We start from the raw sequence: 19,541 nt of genomic DNA on the forward strand, positions 1-19,541 counted from the left end.
CCCGACAGTTCAGCCCGTGATGATCGCCGGGTCGCTCACCCCCGGCCGCCCGTTCTCGACATGTCCGGCGAACCGCCGCAGGAACGTGGCGTCGGCCTCGGAGGTGACGGTGAGGTCGTACCAGCGTCGGCCGGCGGCGAGGTCGACGGTGTGCCGCACCGTGGCTCCGGACCGCACCGTGAAGGTCCGCGGCTTGCAGCCGTATCCACCCGTCAGCTTCAGACGGACCGTGCCGGAGCCCTTGTTGGTGAAGGTCAGCTCGATGTCGTCGCCGCTGTGGCGGGCGGTGACCTCGGGCCCCGCGGTCTTGTTCGGCCCCTTGAAGACGCGCAGGAAACCGTTCGGGCCGTGCACGGCCAGGTCGTACGAGCCGTTCGAGTACGCCGAGTTCCAGGCGTCCGAGACCGTCTTGCCGGCCTCGGTGGTGTAGCTCCAGGGCCCGTCGGTGCGGTTGCCGGAGGTCACCAGGAAGGCGGCGCCCGCCTTCGCTCCCGAGGCGAAGGTCAGTGTGAACTTCCCGGAGGCCGTATCCGCCGAACCGTCCACATGGGGGGCGTACTTGAGGGGACGCGCCGGGCGCAGACCTGGCTCCTGCTTGGGCAGGACCGGGTGGGCGGGCGGGGTCGGCACGTAGTCGGGGTGGCGGTTGTGGTCCGGCGGCCGGTAGCCGTCGGTGCCGGGCAGGGCGACCGGCTTCGTGTCCGTACGGGAGAAGTCGAACGCGGAGGTCAGGTCACCGCAGATCGCCCGCCGCCAGGGCGAGACGTTCGGCTCGTGCACGCCGAAGCGACGCTCCATGAACCGGATGATCGACGTGTGGTCCATCGTCTCGGAGCAGACATAACCGCCCTTGCTCCAGGGCGAGACGACGATCATCGGCACCCGCTGGCCGAGCCCGTAGGGGCCGGCGGGGTGGCTGCTGCTGCCCTTGAACAGGTCCGGGCCGACGTCGACCGTCGACTTGCCCTGGGCCGCGGAGCCCGGTGCGAACGGCGGGACGAGGTGGTCGAAGAAGCCGTCGTTCTCGTCGTACGTGATGAACAGGGCCGTCTTCGCCCACACCTTCGGGTCGGAGGTGAGCGCGTCGAGGACCTGGGCGACGTACCAGGCGCCGTAGTTGGCGGGCCAGTTGGGGTGCTCGGTGAAGGCCTCGGGGGCGACGATCCAGGAGATCTGCGGCAGCTTGCCGCCCTTGACGTCGGCCTTGAGCTGGTCGAAGAAGCCCTCGCCCTTGCGGGCGTCGGTGCCGGTGCGGGCCTTGTCGTAGAGCGGGCTGCCGGGCTGGGCGTTCTGGTACTGCTTGAAGTAGAGCAGCGAGTTGTCGCCGTAGTTGCCGCGGTAGGCGTCCTGGATCCAGCCCCAGCCGCCGTTCGCATCGAGGCCGTCGCCGACGTCCTGGTAGATCTTCCAGGAGACGCCGGCCTTCTCCAGGCGCTCAGGGTAGGTGGTCCAGCTGTAGCCGGCCTCGTCGTTGCCGAGGACCGGGCCGCCGCCCTGGCCGTCGTTGCCCGTGTAACCGGTCCACATGTAGTAGCGGTTCGGGTCGGTCGAGCCGATGAACGAGCAGTGGTACGCGTCGCAGATGGTGAAGGAGTCGGCGAGCGCGTAGTGGAACGGGATGTCGTCGCGGGTCAGGTACGCCATCGTCGTGGAACCCTTGGAGGGGACCCATTTGTCGTACTTGCCCCCGTTGAAGGCGGCATGTCCGTCGTTCCAGCCGTGCGGGAGGTCCTGGATGAAGGCCAGGCCCAGGTCGTCGGCGTCCGGGTGGAAGGGCAGGATGTCCTTGCCGCTCGCGTCCGCCTGGTACCAGACCGGCTTCCCGTCCTGCCGGGTCACCACCGGACGCGGGTCGCCGAAGCCGCGGACGCCTCTGAGCGAGCCGAAGTAGTGGTCGAACGAACGGTTCTCCTGCATCAGGACGACGATGTGCTCGACGTCCTCGATGGATCCCGTGCGGTGGTTCGCGGGCAGCGCGGCGGCGCGCTGGATGCTGTTCGACAGGGCGGTGAAGGCTGTGGTCGCGCCCGCGAGTTGCAGGAATCGGCGCCGGTTGACTTCGGGCATGGGTTGATTGCCTCTCATCCTGGTGCGGATGGCCGGAACATGACGGATTGCGCGCGGTGCGAGTGTTCCAAGAGCACCAAACGTCAGGGAAGGGTCCGGTGGCGCCCATGTGAAAGTCGTCGGTACGCGAGGTGCGCCGCGACGGCCGCGCCGGCCGGGGCAGGACGAGGCAGGCACCCTCCCTACACTCACGGGATGAACAACTACACGTGCACCCATTGCGGCACCGTGGGTCTGGCACAGGGCTTCATCGAGGACAGCGGCGAGCACTCGCGGGGGTACGCGCGCTGGATCGAGGGCGCGTTGGAGCGGGGCATCTTCGGCGGCGCCAAGCGGATGGGACGGCCCCGCCGGCAGATAGAGGCATACCGCTGCCCCAAGTGCGGACACCTCGAACTGTTCGCCACGGGCGAGGTGTAGCGGGCATCGCTCGCACTGCTACGGACCCGCGTCCTCGCCCGGCCGTGAACGTCCGGTGCCGCGCCGGTCAACGACCTGGATATCGAGGTCCGGCCACATCGCTGCCAGACGCCTGAGCTCGCCCGCCGTCGGCGCTTCCAGTTGTCCCGGTGAGCCGTCCGGTCTGAAGTGGACACATGTGCCGGTGGTGCCGTCGGCCTCGACGGGCTCCAGGTCAGTGACCGGGATGCCGCGCTCGTAGCGTTGGGTCCAGGCACCGTTGAGGCGGCGGTTGGTATGGACGAGCCACTCACTCAGCGCCGCGACCACGGACATGCCCCGACGCGGATGGCCGTCCGGAAGCCGCTCCACGTCCGGGAAGTCGAAGAACCGGAGATCCTTCGAAGCCATGACAGGCTTCTTGACGATCTGACCGTGCTCGTCCGTCCGGGTGTCAGTGCCCCGCCCGTCGTCCGCCACGGAGATGGAGCCGTCCGGACAGAGGGTGACGAGACAGCGCCCACCGCCCCTGCTGGATGCTTCGTCAGCGGCGTAGGCGAGCACCTCAAGGAGAAGATGCCGCGGGCCGCCCGGCGCGAACTCCTCCGGGGCCTGTCGTATGGATGCCAGATGGTCCGGGTCGACGGCGCTGGACCAGTCATGCGTGGTGTTCACCCAGGAACCCCTGGAGTTCTCCATCGGTCAGGTATCCCGGGGGTCAGCTCTTGACGGCCTCTGCGATCTGCAGGGCGGCCTCGGCGGGCGTGATGTGGGTGGTGTCGACGACCTCTGCCTCCCTGTGCAGCCATGTGCGGGCCGCCTCGGCGTAGGGCTCGACGTATTTGAGACGGAACGGGGAGTTGGGTCCAAGAGGGTCGCCTGCGATGCGTCCACGGAGGGTGTCCTGGTCGGCGTGGAGGACGAAGTGCCGTACCGGGACGGCATGTCGGGCGAGGCCCGCGCTGATCTCGCGCCAGTACTGCTCGACCAGGACGGTCATGGGGATCACCAGGGTGCCGCCGGTGTAGTCGAGTACGCGGCGGGCGGTCTCGACGACGAGCGGCCGCCACGGCGGCCAGTGCTGGAAGTTGTCCGTCGCGGGCAGCCCCGGCGTGATGTCCATGAGTGTCTCGCCGACCTTCTCGGCGTCGAACACCCGTGAGTCCGGGAGCAGTTGCTGCACGAGCGGACTGGTCGTCGACTTGCCTGCGCCGTGGGTGCCGTTGATCCATACGATCATGGGACCCGATGCTAGCGCCGTGCGGGCCGCGGAGCGGGCAGGGCAGGTAGGGCAGAGCTCTGACCAGCCTTTTCACGGAACCCCTTCCGCCTGACAGAAGCCACCTTGTGCACCCACCGCGGCCGTCAGGACGCTGAGTCCAACCACGGCACGCGGGGCGACGAAGCCCCGCCGACAGGGACGGGAACCGCCATGCCGCACATGACCGCTTTCGCCAGGAACCAGTGGTACGTCGCCGCCTACAGCCACGAGGTCGGGCGCGAGGAACTGCTCGGCCGGACGATCCTCGGTGAACCGCTCGTGTTCTACCGGACGGAGGAGGACGGGACACCGGTCGCGCTCGCGGACCGCTGTGTGCACCGCCGCTTCCCGCTGCACGAGAAGCCCAGCCGGCTGGACGGCGACAAGCTCGTGTGCGGCTACCACGGGTTCACCTACGACACGACGGGCACCTGTGTGTACGTGCCCGGTCAGAAGCGCGTGCCGCGCACCGCCCGGGTCGCCTCCTACCCGGTGGTCGAGCTGGACTCGCTGGTGTGGGTGTGGATCGGCGACCCGGCCCTCGCCGATGCGCAGACCATCCCCCGGGCCCGGCACCTGGACGCGCCCGGCTGGGTCACCATGCGCGGCATGGAGCCCATCGACGCCGACTACGGGCTGCTGGTCGACAACCTCCTCGACCTCTCCCACGAGACGTATCTGCACGGCGGCTACATCGGCACCCCCGAGGTCGCCGAGACGCCGATCACCACCGAGGTCGACGAGGGCGCGGGCATCGTCCGGGTGAGCCGGCACATGGACGACGCCGAGTGCCCGCCGTTCTACGCCAACTCCACCGGCATCAAGGGCCGGATCACACGCTGGCAGGACATCGAGTACCACGCGCCCTGTCTGTATCTGCTGCACAGCCGGATCGCACCGGTGGGCGTGCTGCCGGAGGCCGACGGCAGCGACCCGAACGGCTTCCACACCGAGATCACCTACGCGATCACGCCGTCGACGGACGGCAAGGTGTACGACTTCTGGGCCGTCTCGCGCGACTGGGCGACGGAGGACTCCGAGGTCACCGAGTTCATGCGGAGCAACAACCACACCGTGGTCATGCAGGACGTGGTCGCGCTCAACCTGCTGCACAAGACGCTCGGCACGGAGCGGACCGGGTACCAGGAACTCAGCATCAACATCGACACCGGCGGCCTCGCCGCCCGCCGTATCCTCGCCCGGCTGGTCGAGGAGGGCGACAAGCCCGTGGAGAAGGTCCTGTGAGCAGCCCCACCGGCGAGATCTACCGCATCGACTGGCTGCCGGGCACCGACGTCCTGCACGGCACCTGTCACTGCGGCGCCGAGCACAGCGCCCAGGACCCGGTCGAGATGTGGGAGTGGATGCTCGCCCACCCCGAAGGACACGAGCCCGCCGCGCCGCGAGGAAACAGCTCATGACCGTGTACGAAGCCGAACTCGTCGTCGACAGCCGGGAGTTCGCGGCCGACGGCGTGCTCGCCCTGACCCTGCGCCACCCGCTCGGCGAGGACCTGCCGACCTGGGAGCCGGGCGCGCATGTCGATGTCGTGCTCGGGCCGGAACTGGAGCGGCAGTACTCGCTGTGCGGGGATCCCGCGGACCGTTCGGTGTGGCGGATCGCCGTGCTGCGGGAGCCGGACGGGCGCGGTGGATCCGCCCATCTGCACGAGCAGGTGGGGCAGGGCGACAAGGTACGGGTGCGCGGGCCGCGCAACCACTTCCGCCTGGAGAGTGCGCCGCGTTACCGCTTCGTCGCGGGCGGGATCGGCATCACCCCGATCCTCCCGATGCTGGCCGCCGCAGAGGCCTCGGGCGCCGAGTGGACGCTGCTGTACGGCGGCCGCACCCGCAACTCCATTGCTTTCACCGAGGAGTTGGGGCGGTACGGGGATCGGGTGACCGTCTGCCCGCAGGACGAGACCGGGCTCCTCGACCTCGGTTCGGTGCTGGACGACCTGCCCGAGGGCACGCTCGTGTACTGCTGCGGTCCGGGGCCGCTGCTGGACGCGGTCGAGGAGCGCTGCCCGGCCGAGCGGCTGCGGGTCGAGCGGTTCTCGCCGAAGGCCCAGGAGGCGGGCGAGAACGGCGAGTTCGAGGTCGAGCTGGCGCAGAGCGGCCGTACCGTCACGGTCACGCCGGACGTCTCCGTACTGGATGCCGTGCGCGCCGCCGGCGTGGAGGTGCTGTTCTCCTGCACCGAGGGCACGTGCGGCACCTGCGAGACAGACGTCCTCGACGGCACCCCGGACCACCGGGACTCGGTGCTCAGCGCCGAGGAACAGCAGAGCGGGGAGACGATGATGATCTGTGTGTCCCGCTGCCGGGGGAAGAAGCTCGTGCTGGACCTGTGATCCCGAGGTCGGCCCGCACCCGGTCGACGACGGCGCCCTCTGACGCAGCACCCGTCAGGGGGCGCAGTCGTGTGCGGGCCAGCGAGCCGACAAGAGTGTCAACAATGTTGTCGGCGAGCCCATTGACCGCATCCGTTGCGGCTTCTACCTTCCCGCTCAGTAACTCCGCGCACTACTGTGCGCGTTGCGCACAACCTGTCGGAACACCGCTGCACCACGCTCTGCACCGTTCTCTGCACAGGAGGATTCATGCGCCGTCTGTTCGCCGGTCTCAGCGCCGGCGCCTTCCTGCTCGTCTCGACGGCCTGTGGTTCGTCCGGCGGGGGTTCGTCGAAAGCGGGTGAGTCGTCCGGGGGCATCACCACCGTCAAGGTGGGTCTCATCCCGATCGTCGATGTCGCGCCCCTCTACCTCGGTGAGAAGAAGGGCTTCTACGAGAAGCAGGGCCTGAAGCTGTCGCCCACGCTCGCCGCGGGCGGCGCCGCCATCGTGCCGGGCGTGGCCTCCGGCCAGTACCAGTTCGGCTTCTCCAACGTGTTCTCGCTCATGGTCGCCCAGTCCAACAACGTGCCCGTGAAGGCGATCTCCAACGGTGTCGCCTCAACCGGCTTACAGGGCAAGGACTTCGGAGCGGCCCTGGTGAAGAAGGACAGCTCGATCAAGACCGCGAAGGATCTCGAGGGCAAGAAGGTCGCCGTCAACACCCTCAAGAACATCGTCGAGTTGTCCATGCGCACCTCGGTGAAGAAGGCGGGCGGCGACCCGGACAAGGTGAAGTTCGTCGAGATCCCCTTCGACCAGATGCCCGCCGCGCTCGACCAGGGCCAGGTCGACGCCGCCATGGCCGTCGAGCCCGCGCTCACCACCATCAAGGACCAGGGTGGCCGCGAGATCGCCTCGCCCCTGGTCGACGTGGCCCCTGACCTCACCGTCGCGATGTACTTCACGTCGACGCGGTACGCCCAGCAGAACCCCGACGTGGTGAAGAAGTTCCAGACGGCCACCGCCCAGTCCCTCTCCTACGCGAACGCCCATCCGGGCGAGGTCCGCCAGATCGTCACCACGTACACCAAGGTTCCCGCCTCGGTGCTGGCCAAGGTGACCCTGCCCAAGTGGCCGGCTGAGGCGAACCGTGCCTCGATCGAGGCGCAGGAGAAACTGGGCCAGGAGTTCGGCTTCTTCAAGAAGACCCCCGACCTGGACACACTGCTGCCATGAAGGGCGCGAACGCCGCCCTCGGTACGGCCGGACTCGCGGCCTTCCTCGCGCTCGGCGAAGCGGCACCGCGGCTCGGCCTCGTCAAGGAGGCCTACTTCCCGCCGACCAGCCGTATCGCCTCCGCCCTGTGGGACGAGGTCAACGACAGCGCGTTCTGGTCGGCGCTCGGCGACACCCTCACCGGCTGGGCGATCGGCCTCGCGATCGCGGTCGGCGCGGGGATCGTCGTGGGCGTGATCATCTCGATCGTGCCGTATCTGCGCGAGGCGACGGCCTCCACGATCGAGTTCCTGCGCCCGATCCCCTCGGTGGCCCTGATCCCCCTCGCCGTGCTGTTGTACGGCGCCGAACTCGAGTCGGTGCTGCTGCTCGTCGTGTACGCGTCCTTCTGGCAGGTACTGATCCAGACCCTGTACGGCGTCCAGGACGTCGACCCGGTCGCCGAGGAGACGGCACGCTCGTACGGCCTCGGCACCTGGGCGCGGGTCCGCCATCTGCTGTGGCCGAGCGCACTGCCGTACGTCATGACGGGTGTGCGGCTCGCCGCGGCCGTGGCGCTGATCCTCGCCATCACCGCCGAACTCGTCATCGGCGCACCGGGGTTGGGCCGACAGATCGCTGTCGCGCAGGCCTCCCAGGCCGTGCCCGAGCTGTACGCGCTGATCGTGGTCGCCGGGCTGCTCGGACTCCTGATCAACGTCGGTGCGCGCACGGTGGAGCGGCGGGCGCTGGCCTGGCACCAGTCGGTGCGCGGGGAGGTGGCGATGTGAGGCGCGTACTCCTCCGGCTGTTCCTCGTGCTCGCCCTGCCCGTGGGCCTGCTGGCCGTCTGGTGGGCGGCCTCGGACGGCAGCACCGACCCTTTCTGGCCTCCCCTGCGCACGGTCTTCCAGACCTTCCCGGACGTCTGGACCGCCGACCGCCTGCGCACGGACGTCCTGCCGAGCATCCTGCGGCTCACCGTCGGCTACGCCACGGCGGCCGTCGTCGGCATCGCCCTCGGCACGGTCATCGGCTCCTACCGGCGGGTCCGCGCGGTCTGCGAGCCGGTCCTGGAGTTCCTGCGCGCGGTGCCGCCCCCGGTCCTCATCCCGGTCATCATGCTGTTCGCGGGCATCGGCGACACGATGAAGATCGTGGTGATCGCCGGCGGCTGCGTCTGGCCGATCCTGCTCAACACGGTGGAGGGCGTGCGCGCCGTGGACCCGGTGATGCTGGAAACGGCCCGCTCCTACGGCATCACGGGCCTCGCCCGCCTGCGCGGCCTGGTCCTGCGCTCGGCGAGCCCGCAGATCTTCGCGGGCCTGCGCCAGGCGCTGCCCATCGGCATCATCCTGATGGTCATCAGCGAGATGTTCGCGGCCGGCAACGGCATCGGCTTCACCGTCGTCCAGTTCCAGCGCAGCTTCGCGATCCCCGACATGTGGACCGGGATCCTCGTCCTCGGCCTGCTCGGCTTCCTGCTCTCCGTGGTCTTCCAGGCCGTCGAGCGCCGGGTGCTCGCCTGGTACCACGGTCTGCGCGCATCCACCCGGCGGTCCTGAGTGAGCATCGTGAAAGGGCGATCCATGCTCGACGTACGCGGCCTGCGGAAGGTCTACGAGAGTGCCGGCCGCCGCGTCGAGGCGATCCGTGATCTCACCTTCACGGTCGAGGCGGGCGAACTCGTCTGTCTCGTCGGCCCGTCGGGCTGCGGCAAGACGACACTGCTGAAGTGCGTGGGCGGACTGCTCACTCCGACGTCCGGCCAGGTGCTGCTCGCCGACAAGCCGGTGAGTGGGCCGCCGCCGGGGATGGCGTTCGTCTTCCAGGAGTACGGGCGCAGCCTCTTCCCCTGGATGCGGGTCGGCGAGAACGTCGAACTCCCCCTGAAACAGAAGGGCTTGAGCAAGGAGCGGCGCAGGGAGCTGGTCGCGGACGCGCTGGAGTCGGTCGGGCTGACGGACGCCGCGGGGGCGTACCCGTGGCAGCTGTCCGGCGGTATGCAGCAGCGCGTCGCCATCGCTCGGGCGCTTGCCTATGAGCCCGGCGTACTGCTGATGGACGAGCCGTTCGCGGCGGTCGACGCGCAGACCCGCGCCGATCTGGAGGACCTGGTACGAGCGCTGTGGCGGGAGCGCGGGATGACGATCCTGTTCGTCACCCATGACATCGACGAGGCGGTCTACCTCGGCGAACGGGTGGTCGTCCTCTCCGCCTCCCCCACCGTCGTACAGGAGCAGTTGAAGGTCGATCTGCCCGACGAACGGGACCAGTTGCGCACCAGGGTGGCCCCGCGCTTCGCCGAGCTGCGGACCCATGTGTACGAGCGGATCCAGGCGGCGAAGCGCGGAACCCCGCAGGACGCGGTCACGAAGTCGAATACGCCTCCACCTCGCTGAACTGGCCTGCGGGCCACCCCGTGTTGGCGCTGACGGTCAGCCGCAGGTGGCGCAGGTTCGTGCTCGCGGGCAGGGAGACGGTGGCCGTGTTGCCGGTCGCCGGGTCGAAGCGGTAGCCGGTGGCGCCGACGACGGTCGAGTAGTTCGAGCCGTCGGTGCTGCCGAGCACCGTGATCGTCTGGGTGCGGGCGCCCCAGGCGGCGGACGGCGGCAGCTTCAGCACCAGGCGGCGCACGGTCTGCGTGGAGCCGAAGTCGACCGTCCAGGACTGCGGGAAGGCGTTGTTGGTCGACTCCCAGTAGCTGTTCGCGTCGCCGTCGACCGCCTTGCCCGGCGTGTAGACGTCCTGCGAGCCGGTTGCGGTGGCCGGGCGGCCCTTGGCGAGGTTGCGGTTCGGGTCGGGATCGGGGTTGCCCTGGCCGGGCTGCGGCCAGGTCGAGCAGTCGGCCCAGGTGCTGTTCCAGCCGGAGTTGCCGCCGCCGTCGGTGAGGGTGAAGGTGCCGGAGCCGGACGGGTAGGGGCAGTTGTAGATGCCCGCCGCGCCGACGCCGGTGGCCTGGACGTTGCTGAACTTCGCCGAGCCCTGCGTCTCCGCCTGGACGACGACCGTGCCGGTGTTCTTCACGGTCGCACCGCTGACGGTGATGTTGCCGGCCGGATACCCGTGCCCGCCACCGGAGACGAACTCGAAGGCGCTGTACGGGCTGTCGGTGACGGTCGTGTCGGTGATGTTCACGGTGGCGTTGATGGCGCTGTCGTACGAGTCGACGCGCAGCGCGCCCATGGGATGGTTCCAGTTGGGGTTCATCGCGCCGGTGCGCACGAGCGTGTTCCCGTCGACGGTGATGGTGCCGGCCAGCGGGGAGAACGGGTCGAGGAACTTCTGGTTGGAGATCGCGATACCGCTGCCGAGGGCGTTGGTGTCGGCGACCAGGTTGTTCTTGACGGAGATGTCGGTGCCGCCGTAGATCGCGATGCCGTTGGCGAGGTTCGGCTGCGAGATGGTGTTGTTCTCGAAGCTGGAGTCGGTGTCGGCGGAGTACAGCGACCACATGGCGAGCGAGTCGTCACCCTGGTTGCGCAGAAAGTTGCCCCGGACACGGACCCCGTGCGCGTTGCCGTTGAGGTTGAGGCCGTCGGCGGTGGTGTCGAGGATGCGGTTGTTCTCGACGACCAGGTTGTCGTTGTTGCCCATCAGCCAGAGGCCGACCTTCATGTGCTGGATCCACATGCCGGAGACCGAACTGTTCGGCCCCAGCGAGCCGTTGACGAAGTTGTCCGGGTTGGAGTCGACCCGCTCGGTGACCTCGCCGATCACCGCGAAGTCCTTGATGTGCACACCGCCCGAGGAACTCGACTGGTCGATGAAGCGCGAGGTGTGCACGACGGAGTACCAGCTGCCGGCGCCCTGCAGGGTGACGTTCTGGACGCCGCTGAGCGAGGACGTCAGCCTGTAGTCGCCGGGCGGGATCCACACCACTCCCCCTTGCGCGGCCGAGATCGCGTCCCGGAAGGCCTGGGTGGAGTCGCCGTTGCCGGTGGGGTCGGCGCCCTTGGAGGTGACCGAGACCGACCCGGCGGGCTGGCCGCCGGCAGCGGCGACCTGCTCGAAGTCGGCCACGTCGACGGTGACCTGGGTGCCGGTCGACTGGAAGGCGATCTTGTCACCGGCCTGGAGGTTCTGGCCCAGCAGCAGCCGGGCGTTGTCGAAGAAGTGGTGGGTCTTGGCGCCCGGGATCCAACCGGTGTCGATGTACGAGTACTTGGAGGTGACCGCGAGCGTCTTGGTGATCTTCTGGCCGTTGACGTACACGTCGAGCGTGCCGGACTGGCCGTCGGGGACGCTGTAGGAGACGTTCACGGCATCGGCGGCGCGCGGCACGGTGAACTCGACGCGCTGGCCCGAGGTGAGCCGAACGGCCTGGCGCCCGGAGGCCTCGGAGGCGAGGGTGCCCTGGGTGTAGTCGGGGCCGATCCTGGTGCCGGTGGTGGTTGCGGACTCGGCCTCGACGGAGGTGAAGGGCAGGGTGGCGCCGGAGGCGGCATGTGCGGCGGGGGCCGTGGCGGTGAGCAGACCGGCGGAGAGGGCGACGACCATAGCTGCTGGCATGCCCCTGACAGTCCTGTGCATGTGCTGATCCCTTCGAGGTGGGGGTGCGGGGATGGCGGGGAGGGCGCGGTGCGGCTCAGGCGCGCAGCCAGACCGCGGTGTCCTTCGGCAGTCGCCTTTCGGCGTCCAAGGGGCCGCTGGCGAGGAGGAGTTGGGGGTGGGCCGGCAGGTCGACGGCGATGTCGGCGAGGTTCACCAGGCACCGGGCGCCGGACCGGCTGAAGGCGAGGACGCCCTCGGGTGCGGGCTCCCAGGTGAGGGGTCCGTCGCCGAACACGGGGCGCAGCCCGATGGCCGCGCGGTAGAGAGCCAACATCGAGCCGGTGTCCGCGTCCTGCCGGTCGACGGCATACGACGTCCAGCCGTCCGGCTGCGGCAGCCAGGGCTCCGTACGGCTGCCGAATCCCGCATACGGCGCCCCGGCAGCCCATGGGAGTGGCACCCGGCAGCCGTCGCGTCCCGGGTCGGTGCCGTTCGACCGGAAGTGCATCGGGTCCTGGATGCGGCCGAGGGGGATGTCGGCCTCGGGCAGGCCCAGCTCCTCGCCCTGGTAGACATAGACCGCGCCGGGCAGGGCGAGTGACAGCAGGGCGGCCGCGCGGGCGCGCCGGGTGCCGAGGGCGAGGTCGGCCGGGGTGCCGAAGGCCTTGCAGGCGAAGTCGAAGCCGGTGTCCGTGCGGCCGTAGCGGGTGACCGTGCGGGTGACGTCGTGGTTGCACAGCACCCAGGTGGCGGGGGCGCCCACGGGTGCGTGCTCGGCGAGGGTCTCGTCGATCGACTTACGCAGCCTGCGCGCGTCCCAGGGGCAGGTCATGAAGGCGAAGTTGAAGGCCGTGTGGAGTTCGTCGGGGCGCAGATAGCGGGCGAAGCGTTCGGGGTCGGGGAGCCAGACCTCGCCGACGAAGATGCCGTCGTACTCGTCGGCGACGGCACGCCAGGAGCGGTAGATGTCGTGGAGTTCGTCCCGGTCGACGTACGGATGCGGGTCCTGGCCCTCGGTGAAGTCCGGCAGGGCGGGGTCCTTGGCCAGCAGGGCGGCCGAGTCGATGCGGACTCCGGCGACACCGCGCTCGAACCAGAACCGCAGGATGTCCTCGTGCTCCTGGCGGACCGCCGGGTGCGCCCAGTTGAGGTCGGGCTGTTCGGGGGCGAAGAGGTGCAGGTACCAGTCGCCGTCGGGCAGCCGGGTCCAGGCGGGGCCGCCGAACTGGGACGTCCAGTCGTTGGGCGGGAGTTCGCCGTGGGCGCCGCGGCCGGGACGGAAGTGGAACAGCTCGCGTTCGGGGCCGCCGAGGAGGGCGGCGCGGAACCAGGGGTGCCGGTCGGAGACATGGTTCGGGACGATGTCGACGATCGTGCGGATGCCGAGTTCGCGGGCCTCGGCGATCAGCTTCTCCGCCTCGGCGAGGGTGCCGAAGGCCGGGTCTATCGCGCGGTAGTCGGCGACGTCGTAGCCGCCGTCCTTCAGCGGTGACAGGTACCAGGGGCTGAACCACAGGGCGTCCACGCCGAGTTCGGCGAGGTAGGGCAGTCGGGCGCGGACGCCGGCGAGGTCACCGGTGCCGTCGCCGTCGCCGTCGGCGAAGCTGCGGACGTAGACCTGGTAGATGACGGCGGAGCGCCACCACTCCGTGGGGGCATGGCGGGGCTGTCCCACTGTGCTTGCCTTTCTGTCGGAGGGAGGGCGTCAGCCCTTGGTGCTGCCCGCGCTGATCCCGGCGATGATGTGCCGCTGGAAGAGCAGGAACAGGGCGACCATCGGGATGCTGGCGATCACCATCGCGGCGATGAGCACGGTCAGTTGGATGTTCTGCGACAGCTGGACGAGTGCCACGCTGATCGGCTGCTTGCCGGTGTCGGAGAAGACCATCAGCGGCCACAGGAAGTCCTGCCACACGGCGACCAGCGCGAAGATCGACACGACCCCGAGCACAGGTCGCGACATGGGCAGCACGATCGACCACAGCGTGCGCAGCTTCCCGGCGCCGTCGATCTCCGCGGCCTCCAGGACGTCTCGCGGGAGCTGGTCGAAGAACCGCTTGAGCAGGTAGAGGTTGAAGGCGTTGGCCACGGCAGGCAGCCAGATGGCCGGCGGGTCGTTGAGCAGGCTGGTGTGGATCAGGGGGAGGTCGGCGACGGTCAGGTACTTCGGTAGGACCAGGGCCTGGGCCGGGACCATCAGGGTGGCGAGGATCCCGCCGAGGATCACCTTGCCGAAGGCGGGCCTGAGCCTGGACAGGGCGTAGGCGGCGGCCGTGCAGAGGACCAGTTGGAACAGCCAGGCGCCGGCCGCCTGGACCACCGTGTTCCACAGGTGCTGCGGCAGCTGCATGAGGTCCCAGGCGTCGGTGTAACCGCCCAGGCGCCAGTGCGCGGGGACGATCGTGGGCGGGGTCTGCGCCACCTCGTCCGGCGACTTCATCGCGCCGGTCACCATCCAGTAGACGGGGAACAGGAAGGCGAGCGCGAACAGGACGAGGACGACGGTGAACACCGTCCAGTACGCGGTCCTCCCGCGCGGGCGGGCGAGCGTCGCCGGGGAGACGAGGGTGCGGGTGGCGCTCACGCGTCCTCCTCTCCGGAGCGGGTCAGACGCAGGTATACGGCGGAGAAGGCGCCGAGCAGCACGAGGAGCATGACGCTGAGCGCACAGGCCCCGCCGAAGTCGTTGTAGAGGAAGGCGTACTTGTAGATCAGGTAGAGGACGGTGACCGTGGCGTTCTCCGGACCGCCTCCCGTGATCACGAAGGGTTCGGTGAAGACCTGCATCGTCGCGATGATCTGCAGGAGCATCAGCATGAGGATGACGAAACGGGTCTGCGGGACCGTCACGTGCCGGATGCGCTGGAGCAGGTTCGCGCCGTCCAGTTCGGCGGCCTCGTACAGCTCGCCGGGGATGGACTGGAGGGCGGCCAGGTAGATCAGGACGGTGCCACCCATGTTGGCCCAAGTGGCCACGATGACAAGAGAGATGAGCGCGGTGTCGGTGCCGTTGGACCAGTTCGAGGTGGGCAGGTGCAGAAAGCGCAGTGTCTCGTTGGCGAGGCCGGCTCCGGGGTCGTAGAACCACTTCCACAGCAGCGCGCTGACCACCGGCGGGATCATCACCGGCAGATACACCACGATCCTGAAGAAGGCCTTCCAGTGGCGCAGTTCGTTGAGGACGAGCGCCAGCACGAAGGGGATCGCGAAGCCGAGCAGCAGGGCGAGCAGGGTGAAGGTGAGCGTGTTGCGCCAGGCGGCCGTGAACTCGGGGTCGTGCCAGACACGGGTGAAGTTGGCGGTGCCGACCCACTCGGGCGGCGAGCCCGGCGTGTACTTCTGGAAGGCGATCACGACGGCACGGATCGCCGGGTACCAGGAGAACAGGGCGAAGCAGACGAGGCCGCCGAGGAGAAAGGCGTAGGCGCGGACCTGGTCGGCGAGGCGGCGCCGTCCCCGGCCCCCTTCCGGGGACGGCGCCGTGACCGGGTGGACGGCGGCCGTCCGCACGGGTTGCCGCTCGGCCGTCTTCGTCATCTCGTCAGCCCCGCGCCAGGATGCCGTCGATCTTGCTGGAAGCGTCCTTCAGCAGCTGGTCGATGTCGGCGTCCTTCTTGGTGAGGACGGCGGAGACGACCGAGTCGAGGACGGAGTAGATCTGCTGGGCGTCCGGCGGCTCGATCTTCAGCCGGAGGGTGTGGTTGCCGTCGAGGAAGGCCCGGTAGTTCTCCACCGGGACATTGGCGTTGGCCTTCTTGACCTGCTGGTCCTTGGCGTCGGCGGCGCCGGTGAACAGGCGCGGCTCGGGCAGTCCGACCGGGGCGTTTGCCTTCTTGGCGCGGGCGTAGTCACCGAGGAAGCCCTTGCCGGGGGTGAGGAACATGTGGTCAAGCCACTTCAGGCCGGCGCGGATCTGGGCGGGCGTGTCGTGCTTGTTGAACATGTAGCCGTCGCCGCCGATGAGCGTGCCCTTGCCGCCGGGCATCGGGCCGAGGGCGAGATCCTTGTAGTTGCCGCCCTTCTCCTTCACCAGGATCGGGATGTTGTCCGGCGCGGAGAGATACATACCGAGCTTGCCCGAACCCATCATCTGCTGCACGTCGTTGATGACCAGGAGCTGCTTGCTGCCCATGGAGTCGTCGGCCCACCGCATGTCGTGCAGGTTCTGCAGGACGGCATGCCCTTCGGGGGTGTCGATGGTGGCCTTCTTGCCGTCGGCGCTGACGACGTCGCCGCCTTGGGAGTACAGCTCGGCTGTGAAGTGCCAACCGCCCTGGTTCTGGGCGCTGTAGTCGGCGTATCCGACGGTGCCGTTGCCGAGTGCGGCGATCTTCCTGGCGTCGGCGCGGACCTCGTCCCAGGTGGCCGGGGGCTTGTCGGGGTCGAGGCCCGCCTTCTGGAAGAGCCTCCGGTTGTAGATCAGGCCCATCGAGTAGCCGGTGCGCGGGATGCCGTAGATCTTCCCGTCGACGGTGTAGATGTCGCGCAGCTGTTTCTGGAGGGCGTCGTAGCTCTTCAACTCCTTGATGTACGGCGTGAGATCGGCCGCCTGCCTGATGTCGACGACGTGCCCGGCGTCGGTGAAGTACGTGTAGAAGACGTCCTCCATCTGCCCGCCGGCGAGCTTGGCGTCGAAGGTCTTCGGGTCCTGGCAGGGGAACGCGTCGTGCGCGACGACGTCGATGTCCGGGTGCTGTTTCTCGAAGGCGGCGATGTCCTGCTCGAAGAACCCGCGGTCGACCTTGGCGCTCCTGGGCGGCTCGCAGTTGACGGTGATACGGGTCTTTCCGCTCGCCGATCCGTCGTCGCCCGATCCACAGGCGGAGGCGGCGAGTGCGAGAGAACAGACGCTGAGCGCGACGAACGTACGGCGGAACCCGGTGCTTCTCATCGGTGGACCCCTCGTGGCCGGAGCGGTGGGCGCCGCACACTCAAGCACCGGCGACATCCGTCCGCAAGATGTCGCGCAGAGTTTGTAATTATTCGACAGACAGGTGGATCTCAGGGACGGGGTGCTTGCGCGGTGGACCCGCGGACCACCAACTCGGGCTCGAACAGCAGCTCTTCGGGGGCTACGGAAGTTCCGTTGATCTGCGCGTTCAGCAACTCCACGGCCGCCCGCCCCATGGCTTCGATGGGCTGACGCACGGTGGTCAGCGGGGGTTCCGTGCAGTTCATGAACGCGGAGTCGTCGTAGCCGACGACCGAGACCTGGGAGGGGACCGCGAGACCCTTGCGGCGGGCGGCCCTGATCGCGCCGAGCGCGAGGGGGTCACTGGCGCAGACGATGCCCGTGACACCCCGTTCGATGAGCCGGGAGGCAGCCGCGTGACCGCCCTCGATGGAGAACATGGCGCGGGCGACATGCTCGTCCGGGAGGTCACCGAGCGCCTGGGCGGCGGCCAGCTTCCGGGCCGAGGGCATGTGGTCGCCGGGGCCGAGCACCAGCCCGATCCGCTCGTGTCCGAGGGAGGCCAGATGCCGCCAGGCCTGCTCCACCGCCACCGCGTCGTCGCACGAGACACCCGGAAAGCCGAGGTCGTCGATGGACGCGTTGACCAGCACCACCGGGATGTTGCGCTCGGCGAGCCGGCGATAGTGGTCGTGCGGGGCGTCGGCCTGGGCGTACAGGCCGCCGGCGAAGACGACGCCGGAGACCTGCTGCTGCAGCAGCAGCTCCACGTAGTCGGCCTCGGAGACGCCGCCCTTGGTCTGCGTGCACAGCACCGGAGTCAGGCCGAGCTGGGCGAGGGCCCCGCCGATCACCTCGGCGAACGCCGGGAAGATGGGGTTCTGCAGCTCGGGCAGTACGAGGCCCACGAGCCGGGCGCGCTCGCCGCGCAGCTGAGTGGGCCGCTCGTACCCGAGGACGTCCAGGGCGCTGAGCACCGCCTGCCGGGTGGCCTCCGAGACTCCGGGCTTGCCGTTCAGCACCCGGCTGACCGTGGCCTCACTGACCCCGACCTTCTTCGCCACCTCAGCAAGTCGTCGCGTCATGCGCGCAAGAATAGCGCAAGAAATGCAAACCGCTTGCGTAATGGTGCGGGCAGACTCTCAGTGGGCAGCCCAGAGCCCTCGGACATGCCCGAGGTGACGTGTCATCACCTCGCGCACGGCCTCGGCGTCACGCGCGACCAGCGCATCGAGAAGTTCGAGGTGCTCCTCGGCGGAGGCCTGCAGCCGCTTCGACTCGACCAGAGCGGTCAGTCCGTACAGCCGTGAACGCTGCCGCAGATCCCGTACGACCTCCACGAGATGGTCGTTGCCGGCCAGGGCGAGCAGAGCGAGGTGGAAGTGCAGGTCGGCCTCGACGTAGTCGATGAGGTTGCCCTGCGAGGCCGAGGTGACGATCTCCATGGCGAGCGGGCGCAGCGCCTCCAGGTCGTCGAGGCCGGCGGTGGTCGCGAGGCCGACGCTCGTCGGGATCTCGATCAGGGACCGGATGTGGGTGTACTCGTCGAGCTGTTTCTCGGAGACCTCGGTGACCCGGAACCCCTTGTTCGGGACGATCTCGACCATGCCTTCCTTCACCAGCTCCAGCATCGCCTCGCGGACGGGGGTCGCGGAGACGCCCAGGCGGGGAGCGAGGGCCGGCGCCGAGTACACCTGGCCGGGGCGCAGTTCACCGGAGATCAGCGCGGCCCGCAGCACGTCCACGACCTTCTCCCGGAAGTTGGGCTTCCTGCCGCCGAGCGAGGGAAGGGCGGGGCGGTGCTGCTGGGCCATCGTGATCGTCCTCCTTGGGTTACCGGACATTATCGGGCCGCCTACAACACGAACCCCGCGGGGAACGGGTCCTCCGGGTCGAGCAGGTACTGGGCGGTTCCGGTGATCCAGGCGCGCCCGGTGAAGCTGGGCAGGACGGCGGGGCGGCCCGCGACCTCGGTGGTGCCGAGGAGGCGGCCGGTGAAGCGGGTGCCGATGAAGGACTCGTTCACGAACTCGGTGTGCAGGGGCAGTTCACCGCGCGCGTGCAGCTGCGCCATGCGTGCGCTGGTGCCGGTGCCGCAGGGTGAGCGGTCGAACCAGCCGGGGTGGATCGCCATGGCGTGGCGCGAGTGGCGGGCGGTGGAGCCGGGGGCCAGCAGGTGGACGTGGTGGCAGCCGCGGATGGACGGGTCTTCGGGGTGGACGGGCTCGTCCTCGGCGTTGATGGCGTCCATGAGGGACAGGCCCGCGGCGAGGATGTCGTCCTTGCGGGAGCGGTCGAAGGGGAGGCCGAACTGGTCCAGGGGGAGGATGGCGTAGAAGTTTCCGCCGTATGCCAGGTCGTAGGTCACTGTCCGCCCGTCGGCCAGCGTCGCCTTGCGGTCGAGCCCCGCCGCGAACGACGGCACGTTCCTCAGCGTCACCGACCTGGCCGCGCCGCCCTCCACCGCCACTTCGGCGACCACGACTCCGGCCGGGGTGTCGAGGCGGATGGTGGTGACCGGTTCGACGACCTCGACCATGCCGGTCTCGACGAGCACGGTCGCGACGCCGATCGTGCCGTGCCCGCACATCGGCAGATAGCCGGACACCTCGATGTAGACGACACCCCAGTCGCAGTCGTCCCGGGCCGGTGGCTGGAGGATCGCGCCGCTCATGGCGGAGTGCCCGCGCGGCTCGTTCATCAGCAACTGCTTGATGTCGTCGCGGTGTTCGCGGAAGTACAGCCGCCGCTCGTTCATCGTCGCGCCGGGGATGGTCCCGATCCCGCCGGTGATCACACGGGTGGGCATGCCCTCGGTGTGCGAGTCGACGGCGTGCAGGACGAGTCTGCTGCGCATGG

19 protein-coding genes are annotated in these 19,541 nt (G+C 69.1%); 8 read left to right on the plus strand and 11 right to left on the minus strand.

What is annotated here, in order from left to right; translation table 11 throughout:
• Nucleotides 1-9: 9 nt before the first annotated feature.
• Nucleotides 10-2,067: a phosphocholine-specific phospholipase C gene (locus ACWDAG_RS01710; RefSeq protein ID WP_450693573.1), complete on the minus strand. Its 2,058-nt coding sequence runs from the start codon at nucleotides 2,065-2,067 to the stop codon at nucleotides 10-12.
• A gap of 195 nt (nucleotides 2,068-2,262) precedes the next feature.
• On the opposite strand from ACWDAG_RS01710, the gene ACWDAG_RS01715 reads away from it, so the two are divergent.
• On the plus strand, nucleotides 2,263-2,487 hold the full coding sequence (locus tag ACWDAG_RS01715) for a hypothetical protein (RefSeq protein ID WP_450693574.1): 225 nt from the start codon (nucleotides 2,263-2,265) through the stop codon (nucleotides 2,485-2,487).
• 18 nt (nucleotides 2,488-2,505) lie between these two features.
• Here ACWDAG_RS01715 and ACWDAG_RS01720 read toward each other — a convergent pair whose 3' ends face one another.
• Both ACWDAG_RS01720 and ACWDAG_RS01725 read right to left on the minus strand, forming a co-directional pair.
• Nucleotides 2,506-3,141 carry an ATP-binding protein gene (locus tag ACWDAG_RS01720; RefSeq protein ID WP_450693575.1) on the minus strand — a complete coding sequence of 212 codons (636 nt, stop codon included), beginning with the start codon at nucleotides 3,139-3,141 and terminating at the stop codon, nucleotides 2,506-2,508.
• Nucleotides 3,142-3,184: 43 nt separating this feature from the next.
• Nucleotides 3,185-3,706: an AAA family ATPase gene (locus ACWDAG_RS01725; RefSeq protein ID WP_450693576.1), complete on the minus strand. Its 522-nt coding sequence runs from the start codon at nucleotides 3,704-3,706 to the stop codon at nucleotides 3,185-3,187.
• A 192-nt stretch (nucleotides 3,707-3,898) separates the two neighbouring features.
• Here ACWDAG_RS01725 and ACWDAG_RS01730 point away from each other — a divergent pair, with 192 nt between their 5' ends.
• The 7 genes from ACWDAG_RS01730 to ACWDAG_RS01760 all read left to right on the plus strand — a co-directional run bounded on the left by ACWDAG_RS01730 (nucleotide 3,899) and on the right by ACWDAG_RS01760 (nucleotide 9,678).
• Nucleotides 3,899-4,972: a Rieske 2Fe-2S domain-containing protein gene (locus tag ACWDAG_RS01730; RefSeq protein WP_450693577.1), complete on the plus strand. Its 1,074-nt coding sequence runs from the start codon at nucleotides 3,899-3,901 to the stop codon at nucleotides 4,970-4,972.
• Entirely contained in the window at nucleotides 4,969-5,148 is a 180-nt protein-coding gene (locus ACWDAG_RS01735) for a hypothetical protein (RefSeq protein ID WP_450693578.1), read from the plus strand. The genes ACWDAG_RS01730 and ACWDAG_RS01735 overlap by 4 nt, the downstream gene beginning before the upstream one ends.
• Complete coding sequence (locus ACWDAG_RS01740) at nucleotides 5,145-6,080, plus strand: PDR/VanB family oxidoreductase (protein ID WP_450693579.1); 936 nt, start codon at nucleotides 5,145-5,147, stop codon at nucleotides 6,078-6,080. Before ACWDAG_RS01735 ends, ACWDAG_RS01740 begins: the two co-directional genes overlap by 4 nt.
• 249 nt (nucleotides 6,081-6,329) lie before the next feature.
• A complete protein-coding gene (locus tag ACWDAG_RS01745; RefSeq protein WP_450693580.1) occupies nucleotides 6,330-7,298 on the plus strand; it encodes an ABC transporter substrate-binding protein in 969 nt (322 codons plus the stop codon).
• The gene (locus ACWDAG_RS01750) at nucleotides 7,295-8,068 is read left to right on the plus strand and encodes an ABC transporter permease (RefSeq protein ID WP_450693581.1); all 774 of its coding nucleotides are present in this window, start codon (nucleotides 7,295-7,297) and stop codon (nucleotides 8,066-8,068) included. The genes ACWDAG_RS01745 and ACWDAG_RS01750 overlap by 4 nt, the downstream gene beginning before the upstream one ends.
• Entirely contained in the window at nucleotides 8,065-8,841 is a 777-nt protein-coding gene (locus ACWDAG_RS01755; RefSeq protein WP_450693582.1) for an ABC transporter permease, read from the plus strand. The genes ACWDAG_RS01750 and ACWDAG_RS01755 overlap by 4 nt, the downstream gene beginning before the upstream one ends.
• Nucleotides 8,842-8,865: 24 nt before the next feature.
• A complete protein-coding gene (locus ACWDAG_RS01760) occupies nucleotides 8,866-9,678 on the plus strand; it encodes an ABC transporter ATP-binding protein (RefSeq protein ID WP_450693583.1) in 813 nt (270 codons plus the stop codon).
• Here the strand turns inward: ACWDAG_RS01760 and ACWDAG_RS01765 are convergent.
• From ACWDAG_RS01765 to ACWDAG_RS01800, 8 genes are all read right to left on the minus strand, one after another.
• Complete coding sequence (locus ACWDAG_RS01765; RefSeq protein ID WP_450693584.1) at nucleotides 9,647-11,788, minus strand: discoidin domain-containing protein; 2,142 nt, start codon at nucleotides 11,786-11,788, stop codon at nucleotides 9,647-9,649. The two genes, ACWDAG_RS01760 and ACWDAG_RS01765, sit on opposite strands and share 32 nt — an antisense overlap.
• A 76-nt stretch (nucleotides 11,789-11,864) precedes the next feature.
• On the minus strand, nucleotides 11,865-13,445 hold the full coding sequence (locus ACWDAG_RS01770; RefSeq protein WP_450693585.1) for a glycoside hydrolase family 13 protein: 1,581 nt from the start codon (nucleotides 13,443-13,445) through the stop codon (nucleotides 11,865-11,867).
• Nucleotides 13,446-13,475: 30 nt separating this feature from the next.
• Nucleotides 13,476-14,354 carry a carbohydrate ABC transporter permease gene (locus ACWDAG_RS01775; protein ID WP_450693586.1) on the minus strand — a complete coding sequence of 293 codons (879 nt, stop codon included), beginning with the start codon at nucleotides 14,352-14,354 and terminating at the stop codon, nucleotides 13,476-13,478.
• The gene (locus tag ACWDAG_RS01780) at nucleotides 14,351-15,307 is read right to left on the minus strand and encodes a carbohydrate ABC transporter permease (RefSeq protein WP_450693587.1); all 957 of its coding nucleotides are present in this window, start codon (nucleotides 15,305-15,307) and stop codon (nucleotides 14,351-14,353) included. The genes ACWDAG_RS01775 and ACWDAG_RS01780 overlap by 4 nt, the downstream gene beginning before the upstream one ends.
• Nucleotides 15,308-15,311: 4 nt before the next feature.
• On the minus strand, nucleotides 15,312-16,661 hold the full coding sequence (locus tag ACWDAG_RS01785; RefSeq protein ID WP_450693588.1) for an ABC transporter substrate-binding protein: 1,350 nt from the start codon (nucleotides 16,659-16,661) through the stop codon (nucleotides 15,312-15,314).
• Between the two features lie 110 nt (nucleotides 16,662-16,771).
• Nucleotides 16,772-17,767: a LacI family DNA-binding transcriptional regulator gene (locus ACWDAG_RS01790; protein ID WP_450693589.1), complete on the minus strand. Its 996-nt coding sequence runs from the start codon at nucleotides 17,765-17,767 to the stop codon at nucleotides 16,772-16,774.
• 57 nt (nucleotides 17,768-17,824) lie between these two features.
• Entirely contained in the window at nucleotides 17,825-18,496 is a 672-nt protein-coding gene (locus tag ACWDAG_RS01795) for a GntR family transcriptional regulator (RefSeq protein WP_450693590.1), read from the minus strand.
• 41 nt (nucleotides 18,497-18,537) lie between these two features.
• Nucleotides 18,538-19,539 (minus strand): proline racemase family protein, encoded by a 1,002-nt coding sequence (locus tag ACWDAG_RS01800; RefSeq protein WP_450693591.1) that lies wholly within the window; start codon nucleotides 19,537-19,539, stop codon nucleotides 18,538-18,540.
• Nucleotides 19,540-19,541 lie beyond the last annotated feature (2 nt).

The sequence above is a fragment of the Streptomyces sp. NPDC001157 genome, assembly GCF_053598255.1.

Bases quoted from the DNA above. Each gene is read 5' to 3' on its own strand.
- ACWDAG_RS01730 (WP_450693577.1), top strand. From the start codon at position 3,899: ATGCCGCACATGACCGCTTTCGCCAGGAACCAGTGGTACGTCGCCGCC.
- ACWDAG_RS01790 (WP_450693589.1), bottom strand. From the start codon at position 17,767: ATGACGCGACGACTTGCTGAGGTGGCGAAGAAGGTCGGGGTCAGTGAG.
- ACWDAG_RS01795 (WP_450693590.1), bottom strand. From the start codon at position 18,496: ATGGCCCAGCAGCACCGCCCCGCCCTTCCCTCGCTCGGCGGCAGGAAG.
- ACWDAG_RS01785 (WP_450693588.1), bottom strand. From the start codon at position 16,661: ATGAGAAGCACCGGGTTCCGCCGTACGTTCGTCGCGCTCAGCGTCTGT.
- ACWDAG_RS01780 (WP_450693587.1), bottom strand. From the start codon at position 15,307: ATGACGAAGACGGCCGAGCGGCAACCCGTGCGGACGGCCGCCGTCCAC.
- ACWDAG_RS01760 (WP_450693583.1), top strand. From the start codon at position 8,866: ATGCTCGACGTACGCGGCCTGCGGAAGGTCTACGAGAGTGCCGGCCGC.
- ACWDAG_RS01800 (WP_450693591.1), bottom strand. From the start codon at position 19,539: ATGCGCAGCAGACTCGTCCTGCACGCCGTCGACTCGCACACCGAGGGC.
- ACWDAG_RS01715 (WP_450693574.1), top strand. From the start codon at position 2,263: ATGAACAACTACACGTGCACCCATTGCGGCACCGTGGGTCTGGCACAG.
- ACWDAG_RS01765 (WP_450693584.1), bottom strand. From the start codon at position 11,788: ATGCCAGCAGCTATGGTCGTCGCCCTCTCCGCCGGTCTGCTCACCGCC.
- ACWDAG_RS01740 (WP_450693579.1), top strand. From the start codon at position 5,145: ATGACCGTGTACGAAGCCGAACTCGTCGTCGACAGCCGGGAGTTCGCG.
- ACWDAG_RS01750 (WP_450693581.1), top strand. From the start codon at position 7,295: ATGAAGGGCGCGAACGCCGCCCTCGGTACGGCCGGACTCGCGGCCTTC.
- ACWDAG_RS01725 (WP_450693576.1), bottom strand. From the start codon at position 3,706: ATGATCGTATGGATCAACGGCACCCACGGCGCAGGCAAGTCGACGACC.
- ACWDAG_RS01745 (WP_450693580.1), top strand. From the start codon at position 6,330: ATGCGCCGTCTGTTCGCCGGTCTCAGCGCCGGCGCCTTCCTGCTCGTC.
- ACWDAG_RS01710 (WP_450693573.1), bottom strand. From the start codon at position 2,067: ATGCCCGAAGTCAACCGGCGCCGATTCCTGCAACTCGCGGGCGCGACC.